Source organism: Wolbachia endosymbiont of Folsomia candida (assembly GCF_001931755.2).
In the GTDB taxonomy this organism is placed as follows: domain Bacteria; phylum Pseudomonadota; class Alphaproteobacteria; order Rickettsiales; family Anaplasmataceae; genus Wolbachia.
Genome location: NZ_CP015510.2, coordinates 66,825 through 93,553 on the forward strand (window position 1 = coordinate 66,825; position 26,729 = coordinate 93,553).

Annotated in this window: 13 protein-coding genes, 1 tRNA gene and 1 pseudogene; 7 read left to right on the forward strand and 8 right to left on the reverse strand. The window is 35.7% G+C overall.

Annotation, left to right across the window (positions count from 1 at the left end):
* Positions 1-36 precede the first annotated feature (36 nt).
* A complete protein-coding gene (locus ASM33_RS00295; protein WP_110409543.1) occupies positions 37-8,562 on the forward strand; it encodes a DNA-directed RNA polymerase subunit beta/beta' in 8,526 nt (2,841 codons plus the stop codon).
* A 293-nt stretch (positions 8,563-8,855) separates the two neighbouring features.
* Here ASM33_RS00295 and ASM33_RS00300 read toward each other — a convergent pair whose 3' ends face one another.
* The 3 genes from ASM33_RS00300 to ASM33_RS00310 all read right to left on the reverse strand — a co-directional run bounded on the left by ASM33_RS00300 (position 8,856) and on the right by ASM33_RS00310 (position 11,729).
* Positions 8,856-9,980 carry an IS4 family transposase gene (locus tag ASM33_RS00300; RefSeq protein WP_110409390.1) on the reverse strand — a complete coding sequence of 375 codons (1,125 nt, stop codon included), beginning with the start codon at positions 9,978-9,980 and terminating at the stop codon, positions 8,856-8,858.
* 436 nt (positions 9,981-10,416) lie between these two features.
* A complete protein-coding gene (gene dnaJ / locus ASM33_RS00305) occupies positions 10,417-11,562 on the reverse strand; it encodes a molecular chaperone DnaJ (protein WP_110409542.1) in 1,146 nt (381 codons plus the stop codon).
* A gap of 89 nt (positions 11,563-11,651) precedes the next feature.
* A tRNA-Arg gene (locus ASM33_RS00310) sits at positions 11,652-11,729 on the reverse strand.
* Positions 11,730-12,039: 310 nt separating this feature from the next.
* Between ASM33_RS00310 and ASM33_RS00315 the strand changes: the two genes are divergently transcribed.
* The 6 genes and pseudogenes from ASM33_RS00315 to ASM33_RS08915 all read left to right on the forward strand — a co-directional run bounded on the left by ASM33_RS00315 (position 12,040) and on the right by ASM33_RS08915 (position 19,188).
* Complete coding sequence (locus ASM33_RS00315; protein ID WP_110409541.1) at positions 12,040-12,969, forward strand: AEC family transporter; 930 nt, start codon at positions 12,040-12,042, stop codon at positions 12,967-12,969.
* A 382-nt stretch (positions 12,970-13,351) separates the two neighbouring features.
* Positions 13,352-13,834, forward strand: a complete 483-nt coding sequence (locus ASM33_RS00320) for a hypothetical protein (RefSeq protein WP_110409540.1) — start codon at positions 13,352-13,354, stop codon at positions 13,832-13,834.
* 694 nt (positions 13,835-14,528) lie between these two features.
* Positions 14,529-15,293: a cytochrome c oxidase subunit II gene (gene coxB, locus ASM33_RS00325; RefSeq protein ID WP_110409539.1), complete on the forward strand. Its 765-nt coding sequence runs from the start codon at positions 14,529-14,531 to the stop codon at positions 15,291-15,293.
* Positions 15,294-15,308: 15 nt separating this feature from the next.
* The gene (gene ctaD, locus ASM33_RS00330) at positions 15,309-16,859 is read left to right on the forward strand and encodes a cytochrome c oxidase subunit I (protein WP_110409538.1); all 1,551 of its coding nucleotides are present in this window, start codon (positions 15,309-15,311) and stop codon (positions 16,857-16,859) included.
* 1 nt (position 16,860) lies between these two features.
* Positions 16,861-17,748 carry a heme o synthase gene (locus ASM33_RS00335; RefSeq protein WP_110409537.1) on the forward strand — a complete coding sequence of 296 codons (888 nt, stop codon included), beginning with the start codon at positions 16,861-16,863 and terminating at the stop codon, positions 17,746-17,748.
* Between the two features lie 472 nt (positions 17,749-18,220).
* Positions 18,221-19,188 (forward strand): annotated as a pseudogene (locus ASM33_RS08915) (IS110 family transposase).
* A gap of 174 nt (positions 19,189-19,362) precedes the next feature.
* On the opposite strand, the gene ASM33_RS00350 reads toward ASM33_RS08915, so the two are convergent.
* The 5 genes from ASM33_RS00350 to ftsH all read right to left on the reverse strand — a co-directional run bounded on the left by ASM33_RS00350 (position 19,363) and on the right by ftsH (position 26,475).
* Positions 19,363-20,151, reverse strand: coding sequence for an IS4 family transposase (locus ASM33_RS00350; protein ID WP_338063663.1), 789 nt, complete (start codon positions 20,149-20,151; stop codon positions 19,363-19,365).
* Between the two features lie 9 nt (positions 20,152-20,160).
* Positions 20,161-21,636, reverse strand: a complete 1,476-nt coding sequence (locus ASM33_RS00355; RefSeq protein ID WP_157956338.1) for an IS4 family transposase — start codon at positions 21,634-21,636, stop codon at positions 20,161-20,163.
* Positions 21,633-22,031, reverse strand: coding sequence for a hypothetical protein (locus ASM33_RS00360; RefSeq protein WP_110409533.1), 399 nt, complete (start codon positions 22,029-22,031; stop codon positions 21,633-21,635). Before ASM33_RS00360 ends, ASM33_RS00355 begins: the two co-directional genes overlap by 4 nt.
* A 301-nt stretch (positions 22,032-22,332) precedes the next feature.
* Positions 22,333-24,072: a single-stranded-DNA-specific exonuclease RecJ gene (recJ, locus tag ASM33_RS00365; protein ID WP_110409532.1), complete on the reverse strand. Its 1,740-nt coding sequence runs from the start codon at positions 24,070-24,072 to the stop codon at positions 22,333-22,335.
* Between the two features lie 570 nt (positions 24,073-24,642).
* Positions 24,643-26,475, reverse strand: a complete 1,833-nt coding sequence (ftsH, locus tag ASM33_RS00370) for an ATP-dependent zinc metalloprotease FtsH (protein ID WP_110409531.1) — start codon at positions 26,473-26,475, stop codon at positions 24,643-24,645.
* Between the last annotated feature and the right edge of the window lie 254 nt (positions 26,476-26,729).

Here is a 26,729-nt window from a genome sequence, read left to right on the forward strand (position 1 = left end):
TCGGTGTAGCTTTTTAATTGATTTGGGGTGTTTTTAATGGTTGATTCTTCTTATATGTGTGCTTCTGGTGCTTTTGTTCCTAGAATTTCTTATTCTAGGTCAGTTGATTTAAAAGATTCTTTGTTGGACTTAGTTAAGGTTCAGAAAGAATCATATAATTCATTTACTCCTGAGAATAAGGGTAATGAAAGACTTGAGGCTATTTTTCATGCAATCTTTCCAATAAATGATCCTTTGCACAGGGCCACTATTGAGTTTATAAGCTGCAAGATAGACGATCCTAAGTATGATGAATCTGAATGTGTAAAACGTGGTATAACTTTTTCTGCTCAAGTGATTGCTTGTATACGTCTTGTTATTATGCAAGACGGTATTTCTCTTGAAGAATATAAATCGATTAAAGAGGGTGAAGATCAATCTAAGCTTGCAACTATTGTAAAATCTATAGAAGAGCAAGAAGTCCATTTTTGTGCATTGCCGATGATGACTGACAAGGGCACCTTTATTATTAATGGCGTAGAAAAAGTTATCGTTTCACAAATGCACAGGTCTCCTGGTGTGTTTTTTGATAGCGATAAGGGAAAAACTTATAATTCTGGTAAATTGATTTACTCTGCTAGAATTATTCCTTATAGAGGTTCTTGGCTTGATATTGAGTTTGATGTTAAGGATCATTTGCATTTCCGTATTGATAGAAAAAGGAAATTACCAATTTCGGTTTTATTAAAAGCTTTAGGTCTCTCAAACAATGACATACTCAATAGATTTTATGAAAAAATAAAGTATGTAAAGCATAAAAATGGTTGGAAAGTACCTTTCACTCCTGATAAATTTAAGGGAATTAGGCTGCCTTTTGACTTAATGGATGTTGCAGGTAATGTGCTACTTAAAGCTAATGTTCGTATTACCTCAAGGCTCGCTAAAAAGCTACATGAAGATGGATTGAAAGAGTATCTTATACCTTTTGATTCTATATGCGGGTTATTCCTTGCAGAAGATTTAATAGACAGTGCTAGCTCTACAAAAATTTTATCTGCTGGTGAGCCTATAAAATTAGAGGACGTGAAAAAGCTTGAGATCTTATCTGTAGATGAAATATCGGTGCTCAATATAGATAATATGTCTGTTGGGCCTTATATATTAAATACGCTGTTCTTAGATAAAAACATGTCTTATCAGGATGCGCTATATGAAATATATAGAGTTTTGCGTCCTGGCGAAGTGCCTGTTTTGGAGATAGTAGAAGAATTTTTCCGTAACCTTTTCTTCAGTCCGGAATATTATGACTTATCTAACATTGGTAGGTTAAAACTTAACTCTTACCTTGGGTTAAATTATGACGAAGACTTCACTGTTTTAACATATGAAGATATTATTGAAGTTGTAAGAAAAATAGTATTATTACGTGACGGTCAAGGTACTGTAGACGATATTGATCATTTGGGAAATAGAAGAGTCAGATCAGTTGGAGAATTTATAGAAAATCAGTTTAGAACTGGATTGTTAAAATTAGAGCGTGTAATAGTTGATTCTATATCCACTTCTAGTTTAGACAAAGTCTCCCCTTCTGATTTTATTAATCCAAAAGTCTTAACTAACGTTTTAAGAGATTTCTTCAATTCTTCTCAATTAGCCCAGTTTATGGATCAGACTAATCCATTGTCTGAAATAACACATAAAAGAAGATTATCGGCGCTCGGGCCAGGTGGTTTAACGAGAGAACGTGCAGGATTTGAAGTGCGTGATGTTCATCCAACTCATTATGGAAGAATTTGTCCTATTGAGACTCCTGAAGGGCAAAATATAGGATTAATCAATAGTTTAGCTATATACGCACGCATTAATAAATACGGGTTTATTGAAAGCCCTTATAGAAAAGTAGTGAATAAGGTTGTTACTGATCAAATTGAGTATCTTTCTGCAATAGATGAAGGCTCTCATCATATAGCTGACACTAGCGTAAAGCTTGATGAAAATAATTGCTTTGTTGATGATATGCTATACTGTAGATATGCTGGTAGCTTCGTTATGGTAAGTAGTGACCAAGTTACTTACATTGACGTGTCTCCTAAGCAGGTAATATCCGTTGCAGCTTCCTTAATTCCATTTTTGGAAAATGATGATGCCAATAGAGCATTGATGGGTTCAAACATGCAACGTCAAGCTGTGCCTTTATTGAAGCCTACTGCTCCTCTGGTTGCTACTGGTATGGAGTCTTTTGCCGCTTCTGGTTCTGGTGCTGTAGTTTTAGCGAAACGTGATGGTATAGTTGATAGTTCAGATAGTAACTCTATAGTTATCCGTGCTTTTGATAAAGAAAAAGTTAATTACCTGGATGTGGATATTTATCATTTAAGAAAATTTCAGCGTTCAAATCATAATACTTGTATTAATCAAAGACCTTTGGTGCGTGTAGGCGATCACGTTAAAGAGGGTGATGTCATTGCTGATGGTCCTGCAATTAATAGCGGGGAATTGGCACTTGGTAAAAACTTGCTAGTCGCTTTTATGTCTTGGCAAGGTTATAACTTTGAAGACTCTATTATTATTTCCAGTGAAGTTGTTAAAAAAGATCTCTTTACCTCTATACATATAGAAGAATTTGAGTGTGTTGTGCATGATACTCCACTTGGGTCAGAAAAAATAACTCGCGCTATACCTGATGTTAATGAGGAAAATTTATATCACTTGGATGATAGTGGTATAGTGAAAATTGGTACAAGAGTTGGGCCTGGTTATATTCTTGTAGGAAAAGTGACCCCTAAGCCTTCTCTTTCATTACCTCCTGAGACAAAGCTGTTAATGACAATTTTTGGTGAAAAGTCATTTGATTGCTCCGATTCCTCTTTATATACATCTCCAGATGTTGAAGGCACAGTAATTGATGTACAAGTTTTCACACGCAGAGGAGTTGAAGAAAATGAAAGGGCATTGCTTATTAAGCAAAAAGAGGTCAGTGATTTTGAAAAAGAACGTGATTATATAATAAATGTTACTAGTGAATATTTTTATGATGAACTACAAAAACTCATCATTCACTCGGGTTCACATGATCAAGAGAAATTAGACTCTATTGAACGTGAACAATGGTGGGGCATAGGTCTTGAATGCGCACCTATTTTAGAGCAAGTTAAGAATCTAAAAAAAGATTTTGACGAAAAAGTGTCAACTGCAATAGCACAGTTTAAGAGAAAAGTAGAAAAATTAAATGAAGGCTATGACTTGCCTCAAGGTGTGTCGATGGCAGTTAAGGTTTTCATTGCTGTGAAACATAGCCTGCAGCCTGGAGATAAAATGGCTGGTAGACATGGGAATAAGGGTGTTATTTCTCGAGTTGTACCAGTTGAAGATATGCCTTACTTAGAGGATGGTACTCCCGTTGATATTATTCTTAACCCGCTTGGTGTGCCTTCACGAATGAATGTTGGGCAAATACTTGAAACTCACGTGGGCTGGGCTTGCAAAAAGTTGGGAGAAAAAATAGGTAACATTCTCGACGAAATCAGTAAGACAAAAAATGCTTTTTGTAATGCAATCAGATCTTTTGACGATGATAATTTTGCAAAATTTGCAGCAGTATATCTTGATAATAAGAAAATTGAAGATCTGAATGACAATGAAATCACCGCTTCTATCTTAAGTGTAGTAAATAAAAGTCCACTAAGTGATGAGCTGAACGAATTAGTAGAAAATTGCTTGAATTCTTGTAAAAGCTTGTGCAGCAATTTACGAAACTTTCTTATTGAAATTTATAGCTGTGGTAATAACGTACCTATCTGTAATAATCTTCGTGATATTAGCGATAATAATCTAATTGAATTTGCACATAAATTACGTGATGGTGTGCCTGTTGCTGCGCCTGTATTTGAAGGTCCAAAAGATGAACAAATAACAAAATTATTTGAAATCGCTGGCTTGGATAACTCTGGACAATCTACATTGTATGACGGTTGCACTGGTGAAAAATTTGACCGTGAGGTTACGGTTGGTTACATGTACATGCTTAAGCTGCATCACTTGGTTGATGATAAAATTCATGCGCGTTCAGTAGGTCCTTATAGTTTAGTTACTCAACAACCGCTTGGAGGAAAGTCTCATTTTGGTGGTCAGCGTTTTGGTGAAATGGAATGTTGGGCATTGCAAGCTTATGGTGCTGCCTATACTTTACAGGAAATGTTAACCGTGAAGTCCGATGATATTAACGGTAGGGTTAAAATTTACGAATCGATAATAAAAGGCGACAGTAATTTTGAATGTGGAATTCCTGAGTCCTTCAATGTGATGATAAAAGAATTACGTTCTTTATGTTTGAATGTAGTTTTAAAGCAAAATGATGTAGTTATTGGGGATATATCTCACACTAACATTGCGCAGTCTTTTGATAAGATCAGCATATCAGTTGCTAGCCCTGAAAGTATTACATCTATGTCGTATGGCGAAATAAAAGATGTTTCAACTGCAAATTATCGTACATTCAAAGTTGAAAAAGGTGGATTATTTTGTCCTAAGATTTTTGGTCCTGTAAATGATGATGAATGTTTATGTGGAAAATACAAAAAAAGAAGACACAGAGGTCGCATATGTGAAAAATGTGGAGTGGAGGTTACATCTTCTAAAGTAAGAAGAGAAAGGATGGGTCATATAGAACTTGCATCCCCTGTTGCTCATATATGGTTTTTGAAATCACTTCCTTCAAGAATTGGAGCATTGCTAGATATATCTCTGAGAGATATTGAGAATATCTTGTATAGCGATAATTATATTATAATAGATCCTCTTGTTTCTCCTTTTGAACAAAATGAGATTATTAGTGAAAAATCTTATAACGAAGCTAAGGATACATATGGAGCCGATACCTTTGTAGCTATGCAAGGTGTTGAAGCTATAAGAGAGTTATTAACGCGCCTTGATTTACCTGAAATTAGAAAGGATTTAAGGCTGGAATTAGAATCTGTTGTTTCTGAAATAAAGAGAAAGAAAATTATAAAGAGATTGCGTATTGTTGAAAACTTTATTAAATCTGGAAACAAGCCTGAGTGGATGATACTTACGACTATACCTATTTTGCCACCTGATTTGCGTCCTTTGGTATCGCTTGAAAGTGGTCGTCCTGCAGTTTCTGATCTGAATCATCACTATAGGACTATTATTAATAGAAATAATAGGCTGAGGAAGCTATTAAGCTTGAATCCTCCTGAGATTATGATTCGTAATGAAAAAAGGATGTTACAAGAGGCAGTTGATTCTCTTTTTGATAATAGCCGTCGTAGTACTCTTACAAATAAGGCTGGCGCTGTTGGATATAAAAAATCTATTAGTGATATGTTAAAAGGAAAACAAGGTCGCTTCCGTCAAAACCTACTGGGTAAGAGGGTAGACTATTCTGGACGTTCTGTAATAGTTGTTGGTCCAACTTTGAAGCTGAATCAATGTGGGTTGCCAAAAAGAATGGCTCTTGAGTTATTCAAACCTTTTGTTTACTCAAAGCTTAAGATGTATGGCATGGCTCCAACTATTAAGTTTGCTAGTAAATTGATAAGAGCAGAAAAACCAGAAGTTTGGGATATGCTGGAAGAAGTAATAAAAGAGCATCCTGTTTTATTGAACAGGGCACCTACGTTACATAGGCTTGGTATTCAAGCTTTTGAACCGATCCTTATTGAGGGTAAAGCGATACAACTTCATCCACTCGTTTGTACAGCATTTAACGCTGATTTTGATGGCGATCAAATGGCTGTACACGTGCCGATTTCGCTTGAAGCTCAGCTTGAAGCTAGAGTGTTAATGATGTCAACTAATAACGTTTTGAGTCCTTCTAATGGTCGACCGATTATAGTTCCGAGTAAAGATATAGTACTTGGTATATACTACCTAACTTTACAAGAGTTAGCTGATGAAGCAATTGATTTACCATCTTTTGGGGCTTTTTGTGATATTGAGCATTCCTTGAGTGATGGGACTTTGCATATACATTCTAATGTAAAATATAGAATGGAATATGTAGGTAGTGATGGTGAGAGCCGCTATAGGAGTGTTTGTACAACTCCTGGTCGCTTAATATTATGGCAGATTTTCCCTCAACATGAGAATTTAAGCTTTGATCTAATAAATCAGATATTAACAGTTAAAGAAATAACTAATATAGTTGATTTAGTATATCGTAACTGTGGTCAAAGTGCTACTGTAGCATTCTCTGATAAGTTAATGGTACTTGGTTTTGAATATGCTACATTTTCTGGTGCATCTTTTGGTCGTCGTGATATGGTTATACCAGATACTAAAGCCATGCATGTTGATCACGCAAGAATTGAAATTAAGAAATTTTCCGCCCAATATCAGGACGGGCTAATCACAAGAAGTGAGAGGTATAACAAGGTTATAGACGAATGGTCTAAGTGTACGGATGTAATAGCTAGTGACATGTTAAAAGCAATGTCTGTATATAGCGCAAATGGGAAATATAACTCTGTATATATGATGGTTAATTCTGGTGCAAGGGGTTCTACTTCACAAATGAAACAGCTTGCAGGAATGCGAGGACTCATGACTAAGCCTTCAGGTGAAATCATAGAAACTCCTATAATTTCTAACTTCCGCGAAGGGTTAAACGTATTTGAATATTTCAATTCCACTCACGGCGCACGTAAAGGTCTGGCTGATACTGCACTAAAAACTGCAAATTCCGGATATTTAACTCGTCGTTTGGTTGATGTATCTCAAAATTGTATTGTTACAAAGCATGATTGTGGAACAAAAAATGGTCTTGTTGTTAGAGCTACAGTTGAGGGAAGCACTATAGTTGCATCTTTAGAGAGTGTTGTGCTTGGCAGAACAGCTGCAAATGATATATACAATCCAGTGACAAAAGAACTATTAGTAACAGCGGGAGAATTGATTGATGAGGATAAAGTTAAACAAATTAATATTGCTGGACTTGATGCTATAAAAATCAGGTCAGCTTTGACTTGTGAAATGAGCCCTGGTCTATGTGCTCTATGCTATGGAAGAGATCTTGCAACTGGTAAGATTGCTTCAATAGGTGAAGCAGTTGGTGTTATAGCTGCCCAATCTGTTGGAGAGCCAGGTACTCAGTTAACGATGCGTACTTTCCACATAGGTGGAGTAATGACAAGAGGTGTTGAATCCTCAAATATTATAACTTCTACTAATGCTAAAATAAAACTAAACAATAGTAATATAATTATAGACAAAAACGGAAATAAAATTGTGATCAGCCGTTCTTGTGAAGTTGTATTAGTTGATAGCCTTGGTAGTGAGAAATTAAGGCACAGTGTACCTTATGGTGCTAAGCTTTATGTAGGTGAAGGTGAGTCAGTGAAGCTTGGTGATAAGGTGGCAGAATGGGATCCTTATACATTGCCTATTATCACGGAAAAAACTGGTACTGTATCTTACCAGGATTTAAAAGATGGAGTTTCAATCACAGAGGTTATGGATGAATCTACTGGGATATCAAGCAAAGTAGTAAAAGATTGGAAATTGCATTCTGGTGGAGCTAATTTACGTCCTCGTATAGTCCTATTGGGTGATGATGGTGAAGTAATGACACTCGCAAGTGGTGTTGAAGCATGTTACTTTATACCACTTGGTGCAGTACTTAATGTACAAGATGGTCAGAAAGTTTATGCTGGTGATGTTATTACAAGGACACCAAGAGAATCAGTTAAAACTCGTGATATTACTGGTGGACTACCTAGAGTTATAGAATTATTTGAAGCACGCCGACCTAAAGAGCATGCTATTGTGAGTGAAATAGATGGTCATATAGTATTTTCTGAGAAAGATAGAAGAGGAAAACGTAGCATATTGATTAGGCCTGTAGATGAGCAAAATTCCCCAGTTGAATATCTTGTATCAAGGAGTAAGCATGTAATAGTCAATGAAGGTGATTTTGTGCGTAAAGGTGATCTATTAATGGATGGTGACCCTGATCTTCATGATATTTTACGTGTACTTGGATTAGAGGCTTTAGCACACTATATGATTTCTGAAATACAGCAAGTTTATAGATTGCAGGGTGTGCGTATAGATAATAAGCACTTAGAAGTTATATTAAAACAAATGCTACAAAAAGTAGAAATCACTGATCCTGGTGACACTATGTATTTGATTGGTGAAAACATCGATAAGCTGGAAATTGATAAAGAAAATGATGCTATGAATAACTCTGGTAAGCGACCTGCTGGTTATCTCCCTATTTTGCAGGGGATTACTAGAGCAAGCCTTGAGACCAACTCCTTCATTTCTGCTGCCTCTTTCCAAGAAACCACAAAAGTGCTTACAGAAGCAGCATTCTGTGGAAAGGATGATCCTTTAACCGGATTAAAAGAAAATGTTATAGTTGGAAGATTAATTCCTGCTGGTACAGGCTTAATTATGAGTAAGATTAGAGCACTTTCGCTTCGTGATAATATAAATAAATATGAGAAATATTTTGATATTGAAACTTATGACGAGAAATGGTTAAGGGATGACAGTTGTCATTCACATTCTGGTGAAAAAGAGAGCGTAGTAGTGTCGCATTATGATCAGTCAAGTTAATAAGTAAGCGAGAGAAATTAAAAAAGATTTCTCTCGTGACTTTCTGATAAGATCTCTAGATCTGCTGCAAATCAAGATAGGAAATTAGAGTAGAGCTAACACAGTGCCGATTAATAATATCGTCATCCAGATGCTTGTTAGCGGGATCTATGCTGAGTTACCGCGAATAAATACGCAACTGTACGAACATCCCGTAAAGCGATAAGACAGGCATTAAATATCAACTAAGGGTGTTAGTCCTGTATCCTTCTCCTGTCATCCCAGTGCGTGACACACAAGTGTACGAACGTTTGTTATGGAAAGTGAAAAAGGTAATAATCGTAGACTTTTTCTGGGTTTCCACCACAATATTCAATGACAGGTTTTAGGATTTCAAGCCTGAGTTCATTCATAAAAGCTCTCCTTGCAAACTTATAACTCTTGATTTCGCTGCGTTTTCTGTATTCTGTTAATAAAACCGAAGCAATAAGAATCATGTATAGTGTGACCAAAATTGTGTTTTTGCTATGTCCAAGAAAATGCTTCGTGTTGAGCTCCTGCTTGATAAATTTGAAGAAAACTTCTATTGACCAGCGCCTTTTGTAAAGAGCGCAGACTTCTTCAGCAGACATTTCATAAATATTAGTCAAAAATGTGAGAACTTCGCCATTCTGTCGATTTTGCGCTTTAATTAGCCTGATTTCAAACGACAAAAATCTTGAACCTTTTTGCCCCAGCCTGACTACTACATCTTCCATTAGCTCAAGCGTTCCAGTCTGCATGCCTGCAACTTTTCCGTGGATACGCACAATTTGATAACGAATATTATCGTTGCCACGTGTGATAAAATGTATGCCTTTATCTATAAACTCCTCGAAAGTTGCACGTTTTTGCAGTCCTCGATCAAATATGCAAATCGACTCTTGACCGTGATTTAAAATCATTTCCCGGAACGATGTGCTGTCAGAGGAGCCCTTGGCTTGAGTATACAAGTTCAGCAACTTTGCAAACCTGCCGTCAGTGGCAACGGTGCACTTTACCATATTCTTTGCACCACCACGCCATGGTATTGCAGATTGCAGTAATTTGCTCGATAACTGCAGGGTTGTGGAATCTATAATTAATAGCTTTTCTTGGTCTTTTTGGTTACAAAAACTTTGTAAAACGAACGAAAAAATTCTTTCGAAGTACTTAATTGGTATCGTTTTTAAGCGGCTTGCCACCGATGAATGGCGCGTATTCAGGCAAAACATCCGACGATAATTTTCCTCGATAGTCCGCAAGCTCAGCTCGTTTTTCTCCAATATGCTGTACAGCAGTAAATTAAATATATTTTCTCCCGTAAGTTTGCCCACTTTGTAATCAACGCCAACCGCTTTGCCTATTTCATCTAACACTGCTTTCGGCAATTTTGATATTATTTCTTTGTAATAAAACACACTTCACACCCTAATTTTTTTCCTATCTTATCGCTAAATTAGACGTTCGTACAGTTGTGTGCGTGACACTGGGATCCAGTAAATTTATTCACTATATATGAAAAACTATTATATTTATATAACTGCAAGTGAGCGTAATGGATGTTGGTATAGCATCAAATTTAATTAAGCGAGTTTGGAAAATTGATTTGATTGAAGAAGAAAACCAAGATTGGAAAGGCTTATATGATGAAATCATTCAGTAAGAAGACTGGATTCCAGTGTCACGCACTGGAATGACATCAACGGTTTACGCATTAAACTAGAAGTTCGTACAGTTGTGGAATAAATCGCGGTATGACGTCGGGAAATCTTACTTATTTTAGCTATACGAGGTTGGATATGCAGCAGGTCTCATAAACGACTCAACCGTTTCTAACATTATTCATCAAGTTTTCTATTTTTTTTTTACTTTGCTGAAAAATCCTTCAGATTCCTGCTTGGTATTTGCATTCTCCTCTTCTTCAAGTGCTTTTAATAGCTCAATTTGCTTTTTAGTTAAATTTTTTGGATTTAAAGTTTCAACCATTACCTGTACGTATAAATCGCCACGAACATGTGAGTTCATATACGGCATGCCCTTCTCCCTACAGCGTAGCTTTGTACTAGTTTGAGTGCCCTCTGGAACTTTTATTTTTATTTTAGCTCCATCAATTGACTGTACTTCAATTTCACCACCAAGTGCGGCTAGTGTCATTCTTACAGGCACTTTACAATGCAAATGTGCTTTATCTCGCATAAATATTTTGTGTGGAGTTATTTTAATGTATACGTATAAATCTCCGCTTTTTCCACCTCTTGCGCCAGCTTCTCCTTTACCACTTACTCTTACTTTAGCACCATTTTCTATACCTTTTGGCACTAAAACTGATATATTCACTTCATCTCTTTTGCGTCCACTGCCGCCACATTTATTACATTTATTTTGTATTATTTCTCCTTCTCCATAACATGTGCTACATGTTCTTTCTATTGTAAAAAAGCCCTGCTGAGTTCTGACCCTACCACTTCCTTGGCATGCGTGACACTGAACTGGTTTGATTGCTCCTTCGCTACCCGTGCCTCTGCACGTATTACATTGTACATTTGTTACGTAATGTATAGGTGCTTGCATCCCTTTAAATGCATCCTCTAAGCTAATTTCAAGGTCATAGCGTAGGTCTGCTCCAGATACTCCATGACTCGCTGTACTTCTCGTTGTTCTTGATCTAGCTGCACCACCACCAAATCCTCCACCAAAGAAATCATTGAATATGTCGCTAAAATCACCTGTAGAGCTGAAACCTTGATTAAAATCAAACCCACCAGCAGAACCGTGTGAAGCGCCATCATGTCCATAATGATCATAACCTGCTCTCTTATCAGAGTCAGATAAAACTTCGTACGCAGCTGTTACTTCTTTAAATTTTTCCTCTGCTTCTTTATTACCAGGATTTCTATCGGGATGATACTTTAATGCTAGTTTTTTATACGCCTTTTTTATCTCATCAATGTTGGCACTTCTATCTACTCCCAACAATTCATAATGGTCTTTTTTGCTCATGTATAATATTAAGTGTTTAGCTTTTAAAGATAGGTATTCTATGCATTAATTTCAAGTGTGATTTCCGTTTCTTGTATATGTTAAAAATATGGTGCACCCTGAGCGACTTGAACGCCCGACCTTTTGATCCGTAGTCAAATGCTCTAATCCAACTGAGCTAAGGGTGCCTTTAGAAAATCAACTCTAGCAGATTTTATAGCTTGATTCAATTAGTTTGGTTAAATTCATATTTCTACTTGTTTTGCAGTGGATCAGTTGCTCTACAAGAAAGTTTATAAAAATTTAATATAATGTTATTATAAAGATATCATTCTTAAGTTTGACGTAAAAGCAAATTTTGGCGCTAAGCGAATCTTTCTTAACTTAACTATGAATTGGGTAAACTGGAAAATAAATTTTATTTACTTTTACAATATCTTAAGATCTAATGTGATTTTACCAGTTAAAAGTATTAAAAGGGCTCCAATCTAAATTAGTATGTTCTTTTCTCTTTTTCTTAAAATACTACCTATTTATATCACAATATTTATTGGTTATTTAGCAGGCAAGTTTCTTAAAATTGATAGAAATACCATATCTCAAATACTCTTTTATATAGCTAATCCAATAGTAATTTTATATGGAGTATCTCACACAGAAGTAAATTTAAAAGTGATTTCTCTGCCAATTTTGATATGGTTTATAGGCAGTACCATGTCTTTATCTGTATATTATCTTTCTTCCTTTTTATTTAAGGATAATACAAGAAACATATTAGCATTTAGCTCTGGAAGCACAAGTATGGGCTATTTTGGCCTACCAATTGCTATGGCTTTATTCGACGAGGGTTCAGTATCTGTCTATGTTGTTTGTTATATAGGAATGGCATTGTTTGAAAATAGCTTAGGGTTTTATATAGCTGCAAACGGTATTTATACTGCAAAACAATGCATGTTTAAGTTGTTCAAACTTCCTTCATCATACGCAATGGTTGTGGGGTTTTTTTTAAGTATATACGATATACAAATACCTACTTTTTTGACGGATGTGATGCTAAATATTAGAAGTACATTCGTTACACTCGGAATGGTTTTACTTGGAGTGAGTATTGCACAAATTACAAATTTTAAAATAGATTGGAAGCTTGCTTTGATGACTATCACAGCAAAGTATGTATTTTGGCCATTATTTGTTCTAGGAATTGTCCTTTTAGATAAGCATGTTATAGGGGTATATGATGAGAGCATATATAAAGCACTTATGCTGCTAGCTATTATTCCAGTTTCTGGGTCCAGTATAATACTTGCTAACATATTAAATTATCAACCAGATAAAGCTACTCTATTACTTTTAATTAGTGTTGCAGTAGGGCTGTTTTATGTTCCACTAATAATATCATTATTTTTCACTAAACTTGTCCCTTTTTAATCAACAATTTAAGCAGTGTGATGTCAACCAATAGGCGTCATGCTACTTGAATAACACAAATAATTAATACATTATTTTTAAAAGAGTCCTTTTATTTTACTTATAATTTTTTCTATCATATCTATCACTGGTTCATGTATAAGATATATGAAAAAGATTATGGCACAGATGATAAGGATACTTGTAATTCTACCTTTGTTCATCTTTATTTTAAGTTTTATTTTTGTTACAAGGTCCATTCCATTTACGTTTTTATATCATGTCAGGAATTATACCTTAAATACTATAATTTTTAGTAAAATTCTGATTTTAGAAATATCTTGTTAATCAAATATTAATCTTTTCATGTATACAATAGTTAATGTAATCTTAAAGCAGGCTGATGAATATAAGCACAATAGAAAATACACTGCAAAATTATATAACAAAATACATTGAACAAAAATTCGCTGCACATACCTCAGGTAATAGATACGATAAGTTTTACAGAGAGCTGCTGAGTGGTATAGAAGAGGTAGTAAAACTCACTGTAAGTGAAGCAAAACATTATGATAGTAGCTTAGAGAATATATACAACGATCTCAAATCTCATAAAAGGTTAATTCATACTATTGCTAAACAGAAAATATTAACGTTTTTAAATACTCATACAGTAAAAAAAGAAATTATTGCAGGATTTAATAATGAACATAGTCTCAATGAAAGCGATGTAAAAATCCTTAAAGAAGGAAAGGATTTAGTAGATACAATAAATGACATTAACCTACTGCAGAAAAATGAAAATGGCGAAGAAGTAAATATTAGAAAAACACTTGCTCAATCAATAAAAGTGCCTTCCATAGAAAAACACAAGTCAGAAGATTGAAAATAACCTTCATGGATATTTTTTCACCACCTAAAAATAGTTGACGACATCACACAAAACCTCAAGCATAGCTAATATCCAAATTCTGGATGGTTATATACAAAGCCATCAATAATTGTGATTTGACAAGGTTATTATATCGTTTATTTTATCGGCTATTATAGCTATTACTAAAAAAACTGAGTTCTGATGCGTAGAAGAAATTTACATTGGTATACAAATAGTATATTTTATTTTATGATTGTTTTCTATAATATGTAAACCTTTAGTCAGTATTTTTAAACTATAGGTGTTAAAAGTTACTTAATAAATTGCAATGTAGAATATAAGTAAAGGGATTTCTAAATTTTCTGATGATAAAAAAAACTTCCATAAAGTTTAATAGTGTCTGTTACTGCTTTTAGGTGTGAGGCTAGAGGGTTATTAGCAGTAACAGACACTATTAAACTTATTACAGAATTTACTTAAAGTAAATACTTATGTATAATATATTGTTATTTTCTTAATGTAAAATATTATAATATTTTACATTAAAATAGACTTGTGTAAATGCTTTCTTCCTCAAATTGTTATTGTCTTATTATACTTATCTAATGCTAAAAATTTATTAACCATCGCTAATCTATATTTGCATAGTAAATTTATATATACTATTATATAGCGTGTCACTTAAGTTTTATAGCAAACAAAAGATATGGTAAATTTATTTGCGCTTTTGATAATATTTTATTCAAATATTTCTATTGCTTCTGCCCCTACTTCCTGGCAATTTGGGTTTCCTGCTCCTGCTACTGACGTAATGGAGGCTGTAGTTAAGTCCCACTCATTTATCATGATTGTGATGACTGCAATAATGCTGTTTGTGTGGATATTACTTGCTTATATAGTGTTTCGCTTTCGTAAAAGCAAAGTAACGAGCATAAGTAAAACCTCTCATAATATTACTTTAGAAATTGTTTGGCTTATTATACCAACTATCATTGTTGGTGTATTGGCTTTTGAAAATGCTAAATTACTTAGAATGCAGGAAAAAATCCCAAAAATTGAGATGACGTTAAAAGCTATTGGCCATCAGTGGTACTGGAGCTATCAATATCCAGAATATCAGGGTGTGTCGTTTGATAGCTATATTAAAGGAGATGAGAATCTTACTGAAGGAGATTTGAAGTTATTTTCCGTCGATAATAATATTGTGTTGCCCATAAATACTAATGTTCGCTTACAAGTCACAGCAGGGGATGTAATACATAGCTGGGGAGTGCCTGCTTTTGGTGTAAAAATTGATGCAATACCTGGAAGATTAAATGAAGCGTGGTTTAATGTCAAAAAGCCTGGTATTTATTACGGACAGTGCTACGAATTGTGCGGTCCAGGCCACGGGTTTATGCCAATTGTTGTTGAAGCAGTAAGCAAAGAAGATTTTAATAAATGGATTGAAAATAGAAAATTGTTAAGTTAAATTTGGAGTATATGTATGAGTGATGTACCAAAAGGTATAAGACGTTGGCTATTTTCTACGAATCATAAAGACATAGGTACGCTATATATTATTTTTTCCATATTAGCGGGAATTATTGGTGGATTATTATCTGTAATCATTCGTACTCAGCTAATGCACATCGATATACTGGGAGGTAATTACCAATTATATAACGTAATGGTTACAGGACATGCGCTCATAATGGTGTTTTTTATGATAATGCCGGCCTTAATGGGAGGATTTGGTAATTGGTTTGTACCACTCATGATCGGGGCACCCGATATGGCGTTTCCTCGCATGAATAATTTAAGTTTCTGGCTATTAGTAGCATCTTTTATTTTACTAGCTATTTCTGTATTCGTTGGTGAAGGCCCAGGTGTTGGCTGGACTTTATATCCTCCTTTATCACAGGTTATGTCCCACCCAAGTGCTGGAGTTGATATTGCTATATTTGCACTCCACGTTGCAGGTATGTCATCAATTGTTGGAGCGATTAACTTTATAGTTACTATATTCAACATGCGTGCAAAAGGAATGTCATTAATGAAAATGCCTTTGTTTGTCTGGTCTGTCCTGCTCACAGCATTTATGTTGATTGTTGCGTTACCTGTACTTGCTGGCGCGATAACTATGCTTCTTACTGATCGAAATATCGGCACTGCCTTTTTTGACCCTGCAGGTGGTGGAGATCCTGTATTATTTCAACATCTATTTTGGTTTTTCGGCCATCCAGAAGTGTACGTCATCATTTTTCCTGCATTTGGTATTATAAGCCAGGTGGTATCAACTTTTTCTCATAAGCCAGTGTTTGGCTACACGGGGATGGTTTATGCAATGATAGGTATAGCTGCATTTGGCTTTATGGTTTGGGCTCATCATATGTTCACTGTTGGGCTTAGCGCTGATGCTGCTATATTTTTTAGCACTACTACGATTTTTATCGGTGTTATAACAGGTGTGAAAGTCTTTAGTTGGATTGCAACTATGTGGGGTGGAGCAATTGAGTTTAAAACTCCTATGTTATTTGCACTAGGGTTTATTTTTATGTTTGTAGGTGGTGGCGTCACCGGAATCGTTCTCTCTCATGGTGGAATAGATAAGCTTTTGCACGATACATATTACGTTGTGGCTCACTTTCACTATGTCATGTCACTAGCAACTTTATTTGGAGCTTTTGCTGGATTTTATTATTGGATTGGTAAAATGTCAGGTAGGCAATATAATGAGTGCCTGGGCAAAATACATTTTTGGCTCACTTTTATTAGTACCAATGTCACTTTTTTACCTCAACATTTCTTAGGATTAGCTGGCATGCCAAGACGTATACCAGATTACCCTGATGCATTTATTCCTTGGAATTATGTATCTTCAATCGGTGCGTATATGTCCTTCTTCTCAGTGATGTTTTTTGTATTTGTAGTAGCTCATCTTTTCATTAGAGGTAAAAAAGCTGAAGATAACCCTTGGGGAAGCGACACTTTGGAATGGACAGTATCTTCGCCACCACCTTTTCATACTTTTGAAAAACCGCCGGTTATAAAATAAGATGTATACGAGTATTTTGTTAAACAGTGAATCAACGATACTGGATTTTTGGCAGCTCCTCAAACCAAGGATAATGTACCTTGTGGTATTCACCGGAGTTGCTGGTATGGTAGCAGCACCTGGTAGTATGCACCCCTTTCTTGCATTAATATCTCTTATATGCATTGCTCTTGGTTCAGGCTCTGCAGGCGCTATAAACATGTGGTATGATAGGGATATAGACATGTTGATGGAAAGGACAAAAAAACGTCCTATACCGTCAGGCAGAATTCTTGCAGAAAATGCACTTGAGTTTGGTATAACTCTTGGAATACTGTCAGTATTCATCATGGCAATGGCAGTAAACTATGTTTCTGCTGCTTTACTTGCGATCAGTATATTATTTTACGTTTTTATATATACAATTTGGCTCAAAAGACGCACTCCACAAAATATTGTTATCGGTGGCGCAGCAGGCGCTTTTCCTCCAATGATTGGCTGGGCATCTGTTACAAACTCAATCAGTTGGGAAAGTTTCATTTTATTCTTGATAATTTTTATGTGGACTCCTCCACACTTTTGGGCACTTTCTTTAAATAGATCTGAAGATTATGCAAAAGCATCAATTCCGATGTTCAATATTGTTTATGGTCCAGAAAAAACAAGAAAGTATATATTAATTTATAGCATACTGCTGGTGCTAACTAGCTTACTTCCAGCTCTATTTTTGAAAAAACATTTGCTCTACCTGATTATAGCAGCTTTTACAGGTTGTATTTTCATTTGGTATGCTACATCTATTCTGAGATATAAGACTCATAGCTCACAAAAGAAAATGTTCTCTTATTCAATTTCTTATCTATTTTCTTTATTTGCTAGTATTATTTTTTGTTCTATTGATTTATTTTAGTTATGAAAAAGCAACAGAAAAATAAAAACTATTTTTTACTTTTCCTTTTAATAATGCTCGTTGTTGCACTTTTTTTTGTTTCTATAATAAAATTTAAAAGTGCAGCTTAAACCAGATTTAAGATATGTAAGCTTAACAAACTTGTAAGGCTTATTGTCATGCAAATAGCTTGGCACAGAACTGTAAGAACATCTCTTAAGGCGATAGGGTTGGTGCTAACTGGTCTCATTCCAATATCCTCATCCTGTCATCCCAGTGCGTGACACTTGTATCTTTATGATGTGAGGCATTAGAGCTAAAATACCTCACAGGGAGGGTGAAGCCGACTTGACACTAACGCCAATAAGGCCGAATTCCAGATTTTGCTCCCCTCCCATAGAGTTAAAAGACTGAACAGTATCTTTGGAATTATATCCCGTATTACAAGGTTAGTCTAAACTCTCAGTTTATTTATAGTCTTGGAGGTAATTTTATGCAAGTAAATGCTATTTTGGGTGTGGATATTTCAAAAAAGAAATTTGATGTTTGTTTGCTGATGGACAATAAAAAACGACACAAAGTCTTTCAAAATAATCAGGATGGCTTTGCAAAGCTTGTGGTTTGGTGCAATGGCCATGGAGCAAATCTTATTCATCTGTGTCTTGAGGCAACTAGCTGGTATGGGGAAGATTTGGCTACTTTTATGCACGATTTAGGGCATAATGTTAGTATAGTAAACCCGGCTCAAATCAAGGCTTTTGGCAAAAGTGAGCTGCTCAGAAATAAAACAGATAAATCAGATGCAGCTATGATAGCTAGATTTTGTATTGCGAATAAACCTGCTCTTTGGAAACCAATTGCACCTGAAATGAGGCATTTAAGAGATCTTTACCGTTGTATGCAATCGCTAAAAAATGATAAATTGCAACAGATGAACCGCTTGGAAAATGAAAATATGCATTCCAGCTGCAAAGAAGCTATATCTAAGGTAATTTTGGCAATAGAGGAGCAAATTATTGTTCTCGAAACAGAAATTAATGAGCATATAAATCACTACCACATCTAAAAAATATGGTAGAAAACCTCAAGACTATAAAAGGTATAGGACATCTTACTGCTGTTGCTGTTATTGCAGAAATGCCAGCGGCTGATAATTTTGATAATGCTAAGCAATTTACAGCTTTTGCTGGCCTAAATCCAGGACATTATGAATCTGGATCGTCTGTAAGTAAGAGAAGTTGCATATGTAAAATAGGATCTGAGCGCGTCCGAAAAGCCCTTTATATGCCAGCTATAGTAGTCAAAAACCATAATAATCATTTTCAAAAATTTTGTCAGCGTCTAGCAAGTAAAGGTAAATGCCCAAAAGTCATAGTCCTTGCGTTAATGAGAAAATTAATGCATGTCTTTTTTGGTATTCTTAAAAACAATCAACCATTTAATTGTAATTTAGTTGGATAATTTGTTTGACATGAAAGACAGTATCTGGGATCTATCTTTTTTTCCTGGATCCCAGTGTCACGCACTGGGATGACGAAAAAAGGGAAAGTTTTATTAATAATTTCAAATCTTTGCGTAGCGATGCAACAAAGCCCTGTCATCCCAGTGCGTGACACACAAGTGTACGAACGTTTGTTATGGAAAGTGAAAAAGGTAATAATCGTAGACTTTTTCTGGGTTTCCACCACAATATTCAATGACAGGTTTTAGGATTTCAAGCCTGAGTTCATTCATAAAAGCTCTCCTTGCAAACTTATAACTCTTGATTTCGCTGCGTTTTCTGTATTCTGTTAATAAAACCGAAGCAATAAGAATCATGTATAGTGTGACCAAAATTGTGTTTTTGCTATGTCCAAGAAAATGCTTCGTGTTGAGCTCCTGCTTGATAAATTTGAAGAAAACTTCTATTGACCAGCGCCTTTTGTAAAGAGCGCAGACTTCTTCAGCAGACATTTCATAAATATTAGTCAAAAATGTGAGAACTTCGCCATTCTGTCGATTTTGCGCTTTAATTAGCCTGATTTCAAACGACAAAAATCTTGAACCTTTTTGCCCCAGCCTGACTACTACATCTTCCATTAGCTCAAGCGTTCCAGTCTGCATGCCTGCAACTTTTCCGTGGATACGCACAATTTGATAACGAATATTATCGTTGCCACGTGTGATAAAATGTATGCCTTTATCTATAAACTCCTCGAAAGTTGCACGTTTTTGCAGTCCTCGATCAAATATGCAAATCGACTCTTGACCGTGATTTAAAATCATTTCCCGGAACGATGTGCTGTCAGAGGAGCCCTTGGCTTGAGTATACAAGTTCAGCAACTTTGCAAACCTGCCGTCAGTGGCAACGGTGCACTTTACCATATTCTTTGCACCACCACGCCATGGTATTGCAGATTGCAGTAATTTGCTCGATAACTGCAGGGCTTACTTTTACCCATAACTTTGAGAAGTTATTATGTGAAGCATAACCATGCTCTCTCTAAGATTTTCATAGCCTCGCCATAGAGTCATACTTCCTGGTAAATTATCACCTTTTCTATTCATAAACCCACCTAATTTTCCTAACCAAATAATAGCTTGTTTTATGTTTGGAGGTTCTTCGGGCAATGTGGCCACTTGATGCTCACGTATGTAAAGAGCTTTCCACTCTTCATTGCTTAGAACCTTAGTGCAAGCCTCCATAGGATGCGATAAAGCCACTTTTGTTAAATATAAAATTTTAAATGTAATAATGCTCTTTATAGCAATTAATTTCTGTAGCCTTTCCTTTGTAGTTAAACGAGAGCTTTCTATTTTACATCCTGATTTTAAAATTCTAAAGTATTCTTCAATTTTCCATCGTAGCTTATACCAATTTATCCTTTCTATGGCATCTAAAGTGCTATTAACTGGTACATTAGTTAACAAAGTCCAATCGATAGCTTCAACTCCTTTAGGAGGATCCATTTCCTTTGCGCTTACCACATATACAGCGACTTTATCACTTATTTTATGTGCTGTATCTTTTGACCCATAAATGTAAGGCGCTCTGATAGGTATATAGCCTTTCATATATTTTACTTCAATATTTGCTTTTCTTGACTTCTGGTGCCCGTTTTTAGCAACTTCCAAGACGATTTTCTCTTTTACCGGAAGTTGAGCTATGCGTGTTTGCAAATCTGTTTTTCCCTCTTCAGTACAGATAAATTTTCTATTAGCTCGGTTACGGATTACATAAAAACTACCCAATGATTCAGCTATCCATAAAAATTTGAAGATATCTGCTTCCCTATCACCAAGAGTGACAAGTTGTACATCTTTGGAAACGTTATTTATGGTTTCTTTTAGTGCTGCTATCCACTTATAACTTTCTTTCTCCTCTATAGAAGTACGGTATTTCCTATTTGCTTTTTCTTTTGCTGTTTCTTCTTTTCTAGCGGGACGCGCCCAGCACTGTTGAGAAGATAAACCTAAAGGTAATCCTTCTTTACTGACCATTAAGGCACTATGCAGCAGCAAACCCTTTTTATGCTTTGTATAAGCTTTAGAAATACTGCCTAGCCCTTTGGTATTTATATGAGAGTCAAAATCCAAATAACTAGTATCTTGGATTGAAAATATAAGCTTATTTCCTTTTATCCTTTCCGCTGTTTCTTTATGATGAGAAGAATAAATTTTCTCGGCCTCAAGCTTTTCATTACTAAACAACCTGTACGCGCCCTTAGCTTCTTTCCATCCACCACAACTTTGATTAATTGATCCAGATGCCTTACGCTCTATAAGATAACTTGTTGTAATAAGCCTCTTATTAAGCCTTATATCTCCCAGATTAACATGTCTCAACTCTCTTTCTAGCCATTTGTCCCCTAAGCTATCAGTATATTGCGTATTTGTATTTACTCCGTACATTTTTAAACCCTTTATCAAATATATGAATTTGCTATTTTACTAGCTTTTTTATATTTGTGGGTAAAAGTAAGCTGCAGGGTTGTGGAATCTATAATTAATAGCTTTTCTTGGTCTTTTTGGTTACAAAAACTTTGTAAAACGAACGAAAAAATTCTTTCGAAGTACTTAATTGGTATCGTTTTTAAGCGGCTTGCCACCGATGAATGGCGCGTATTCAGGCAAAACATCCGACGATAATTTTCCTCGATAGTCCGCAAGCTCAGCTCGTTTTTCTCCAATATGCTGTACAGCAGTAAATTAAATATATTTTCTCCCGTAAGTTTGCCCACTTTGTAATCAACGCCAACCGCTTTGCCTATTTCATCTAACACTGCTTTCGGCAATTTTGATATTATTTCTTTGTAATAAAACACACTTCACACCCTAATTTTTTTCCTATCTTATCGCTAAATTAGACGTTCGTACAGTTGTGTGCGTGACACTGGGATCTAACAAGCGAAGGTTGCATATAACACGTTGTTGGCATTGAAAATATATAAATAGATTCTAGCTTCACGCGCTAGAATGACAAAGGCGTGTAGTATTTTTGAGCTATGCAACAAAGCCTGCGTGACACTTGGATCTATACTTTTTTCCTGGATCCCAGTGTCTAGGCACTGGGATGACAGAGTTTCGAAAGAAGCCTTTTGTTGAGGCTGATATAGATGTAGTAAATCAACTGATGGTTAATGCATCTTCTATTAAAAATTGTATAAATCCATTTCCGTTCCAGTAGTTCATAGAGATCTTTCCTAAAATGGCTTTAATATTACCCTGCATAATAGCAACGCCAAGCTCAGTATTTACGGAGCGGAAAGCGATTGCTCTCACCATAACATTATCATCTGCAATGAAGCATTTTATATGATCAGTTCCTATCACTTCAGGCTTCCTGATTTTTGCTCCTTGAATGATAAACCTTGGTTCAGGATTGCCAGGTCCAAATGGCTCTAAGCGCTGTAATTGATTCCATAAAGATAAATTTATTGCTTTAGCCGTTAGTATACCGTCGGCTTTTAAAGTTTTTTCATTTATAGAATTTGAAAATCTTTCAGCAAAAAAATCATGTAAATCATTTATTTTGTCTTCTGCAATCGAAAACCCTGCTGCCATATTATGGCCGCCTCCTTCAATAATTAAATTTACAAACTTTGCAGAAAGCACTGCTGCACCTATATCAACTCCGGAAATTGACCTACAGCTTGCTTTTCCTATTCCATTATTTAAAGATATTACTATTGTTGGTAGATGAAACTGCTCCTTTAGCCTTGATGCAATAATACCAATTATTCCCTGGTGCCAGTTGCCACTTACCATTATAAAATTTGCGCCCAGTTGTGCAGATTCCTCAGCTTGTTCTGTAGCCTTCACAAGAGCTTCGTTCTCTAACACTTTTCTTGCATTGTTTAAATCTATTAACTTTAGCGCGATCGAGTGCGCCTCTTCTTCATCGTTTGTGGAAAGCAGCCTTGCTCCAAGTGATGCTTCTCCAATTCTTCCTCCGGCATTTATGCATGGTCCAATGCCAAACCCTAATCGAGAAACGCTTGGTTTTTCAAGAATTCCTAGAGCGTCAAATAAAATACGCAAGCCGACATTTTTTCTTGCTGACATAACCTTTAATCCTTGCGCAACGAATGCTCTATTTAAGCTGGTAATTTGCATCACATCACAGACAGTTCCAAGAGCAACTAGGTCAAGTAGATCAAATAAATCTGGCTCTTTTCTACCAGCAAAAAACCCTTGCGTGCGTAGGCTTTTATTAAGAGCGACAACTAACAAAAACGATACTCCAACTGCTGCTAGATTGTTATAAGGAGAGCTCTCATCAAGGCGATTTGGATTCACAATTGCCACAGCACTAGGTAATTTTTCTGTACCAAGGTGATGGTCTACAACTATGATATCAAGATCAAAGTTCTTTGCATCCTCTATTGGCTGATATGCAAGTGTGCCACAGTCAACAGAAATGCATAAATCGATCCCACTTTTTTTAAGCTCCAATAAAGCATCTACATTTAATCCATATCCCTCATCAATACGGTCTGGAATATAAATTATAGAAGATGTACCTATTGCTGCTAAATATCTATTAATCAATGCTGATGATGTTGCACCGTCAACGTCATAATCACCAAAGATTGCAATATTTTCATTATTATTTATTGCCTTTATTATTCGGAAGACAGCTTTATCCATATCAAGAAGATGAAAAGGATCTGGCAATAATGATCTGATTAATGGATATAAAAAATCACTAGCATTTTCTGTGTTCACATTACGAGTAACTAGTATTCTTGCCAATATTTCTGGTAACTCAAATTTCTGAGTAAGAGTTAGGACTTCCCTTTGACTTGCTTCTTGCAGCTTCCACAATGCATTTGTTACGCTACGCTTTTCAATGTCAACTAGCATGTTTTTTGTAAATGAAGTGATCTTATCAGAATTTTTAGGCTTGCTCTATATAAAAAGATTAATAGTTATTTTAATAGACTTCTTTCAAAATTATTTTGCACATGGTAAAATCAAATTGTCATGCAAGTAGTGTGACATAGAGCTGTATGAAGACTGCAACTTTAAGGCAAAAGTGCAAGAAAATGGTGTCATTCCAGTGCGTGACACTGGAATCCAGGAATTTCTTTAAACTGGATCCTATGATCAAGTCATAGGATGACAAAAGAAGGGTAACACTTACCTATTTTAGCTATATAATGAATAAATTTACTGGATCCCAGTGTCTGGGCACTGGGATGACACCCTTGGTTGATCCTTAATACCAGTCTTATCGCTTTACGGGATGTTCGTACAGTTGTGGGTTAGTTCGCTCGTTTCACCCATGTTAGTCAATCTGTTATATTTTTATCCATGGGTAACCTCCTATCAAAAAGCTTATAAATATTGTGGAGTTTACCCTATTTTTTCGGCTTTTTCATCAATTCCTAATCCGCAATTGGGGTAATACACAGGTTGAATGTGCGTGCTTAATTAATATAGAGAGGATTTTTTTACTTCCTCGTTATTTTTATCTTCATCCCTGATGATTTTTTTGCCATCCAATATATCTTTTATTTCATCTCCTGTTAAAGTTTCAAATTCCAGTAGATTCTCAGCAATAAGATCTAATCCTTTTTTATGTTTAGTCAGGATATTCTTTGCATTTTCATAGCAAGAAGATATAACACCTTTTACTTCCTCATCTATAATCTTTAATGTATCTTCAGAAATCACATCAGAGCCATGTACAGTTTGTTCACGGTTATGATATACAAGGCCTATTTTATCGCTCATTCCCCATTTTGTTATCATAGCACGTGATAAATCAGATGCCTGTTTTATATCCGAAGATGCGCCACTTGTAACTTTGTCATAACCAAAGATCAATTCTTCTGCTACTCTTCCACCCATAGCAACTGTTATATCTGCTATCATCTTTTCTCTTGTGAGAGATACCCTGTCAGTTTCTGGTAAGCGCATAACTAAACCAAGTGCTCTACCGCGAGGAATAATTGTTGCCTTATGTATTGGATCAGAGGCTGGCATATTAACAGCAACTATTGCATGACCAGCTTCATGATATGCAGTTAATTTCTTTTCCTCTTCTTTCATAATGAGAGATCGCCTTTCTACTCCCATCATGACTTTATCACGTGCGTATTCAAAATCATCCATAGTAACAATCTTCTTATTTCTTCTTGCAGCAATGAGTGCAGACTCATTTACTAAATTTGCTAAATCAGCCCCTGAAAAACCTGGTGTCCCTCGCGCAACTGTTTTCACATTTACATCGGGCGCCATTGATATTTTCTTTATATGCGTATTTAAGATTTTCTCACGCCCATTTATATCAGGTAAAGAAATAGTAATCTGTCGATCAAAACGACCGGGTCTGAGTAATGCTGGATCCAAAACGTCTGGGCGATTAGTTGCAGCAATTATTATTACACCTTCATTGGATTCAAATCCGTCCATCTCAACTAATAATTGATTTAAGGTCTGTTCTCTTTCATCATTACCTCCACCAAGGCCAATACCACGGTGTCTCCCAACAGCGTCAATTTCATCTATAAAAATTATACAAGGAGCGTTTTTTTTGCCTTGATCAAACATATCACGAACACGACTTGCTCCAACACCAACAAACATCTCAACAAAATCAGATCCAGAAATGCTAAAAAATGGCACATTAGCTTCACCAGCAATTGCGCGAGCAAGAAGGGTTTTACCAGTTCCAGGAGAACCAATTAAAAGGCAGCCTTTTGGTATTTTCCCACCTAATGCTTGAAATTTTTGTTTATGTTTAAGAAAGTCAACGATTTCTACCAACTCTTCCTTTGCTTCATCAATGCCAGCAACATCATCAAACGTTACTTTTTTTCCACTGGTCATGAGTCTAGCTCTTGACTTGCCAAAGCTTATAGTTCTATTCCCTCCAGCTTGTGTTTGCTTTAAAAAGAATAGCAATAAGCCAATAAAAATAAATGTTGGAACCCATGAAATTAATATACTGCCAATTACGCTCATTGCGGAATCTCCGGTTGAAAAGGAGAAACTTACCTTTCTATCATGTAAATTTTTTATTAGGTCGCTGTATATAACACCGCTTGAATTAAAGCTTGACCCATCCTTAAATTTACCTTCAACGCTCTGGTTTTTTATGACAATATTTTCTACATCATTTTCCTCTAATCTGGTTAAAAATTCTGAAAAAGGTATAGTTGTTTTACTTTTGCCTATGTCTCCACTAAACTGGATATAACAAACCGAAATAAGCACTATAATCACTAACCAGATTAACAAACCTTCTAAAAATTTTTTCATTGTAATTTTTAACTAAATACCAACCAAGTTTACCAAATTTTGTTTTACCATGCTATTAATAATGCATTGAAATCTATTATTATGTCTCTGCGTAGCAATGATTTTGGTAAGAGATTAGAAGCTCGATCTTCTGTTATCTAAGTGTGTTATACATAACTATACGAACATTGCAAATTTGAAGGTAAAAATGCGAAAAATGGTGTCATGCAAGTAGCGTGAAACTTGGATGATAGGAGGAGGGTGCTGAAATGACG

Excerpts from the sequence above, each read along its gene's own strand:
- ASM33_RS00295 (WP_110409543.1), top strand. The coding sequence starts at position 37 with ATGGTTGATTCTTCTTATATGTGTGCTTCTGGTGCTTTTGTTCCTAGA.
- dnaJ (WP_110409542.1), bottom strand. The coding sequence starts at position 11,562 with ATGAGCAAAAAAGACCATTATGAATTGTTGGGAGTAGATAGAAGTGCC.
- ASM33_RS00315 (WP_110409541.1), top strand. The coding sequence starts at position 12,040 with ATGTTCTTTTCTCTTTTTCTTAAAATACTACCTATTTATATCACAATA.
- ASM33_RS00320 (WP_110409540.1), top strand. The coding sequence starts at position 13,352 with ATGAATATAAGCACAATAGAAAATACACTGCAAAATTATATAACAAAA.
- coxB (WP_110409539.1), top strand. The coding sequence starts at position 14,529 with ATGGTAAATTTATTTGCGCTTTTGATAATATTTTATTCAAATATTTCT.
- ctaD (WP_110409538.1), top strand. The coding sequence starts at position 15,309 with ATGAGTGATGTACCAAAAGGTATAAGACGTTGGCTATTTTCTACGAAT.
- ASM33_RS00335 (WP_110409537.1), top strand. The coding sequence starts at position 16,861 with ATGTATACGAGTATTTTGTTAAACAGTGAATCAACGATACTGGATTTT.
- recJ (WP_110409532.1), bottom strand. The coding sequence starts at position 24,072 with ATGCTAGTTGACATTGAAAAGCGTAGCGTAACAAATGCATTGTGGAAG.
- ftsH (WP_110409531.1), bottom strand. The coding sequence starts at position 26,475 with ATGAAAAAATTTTTAGAAGGTTTGTTAATCTGGTTAGTGATTATAGTG.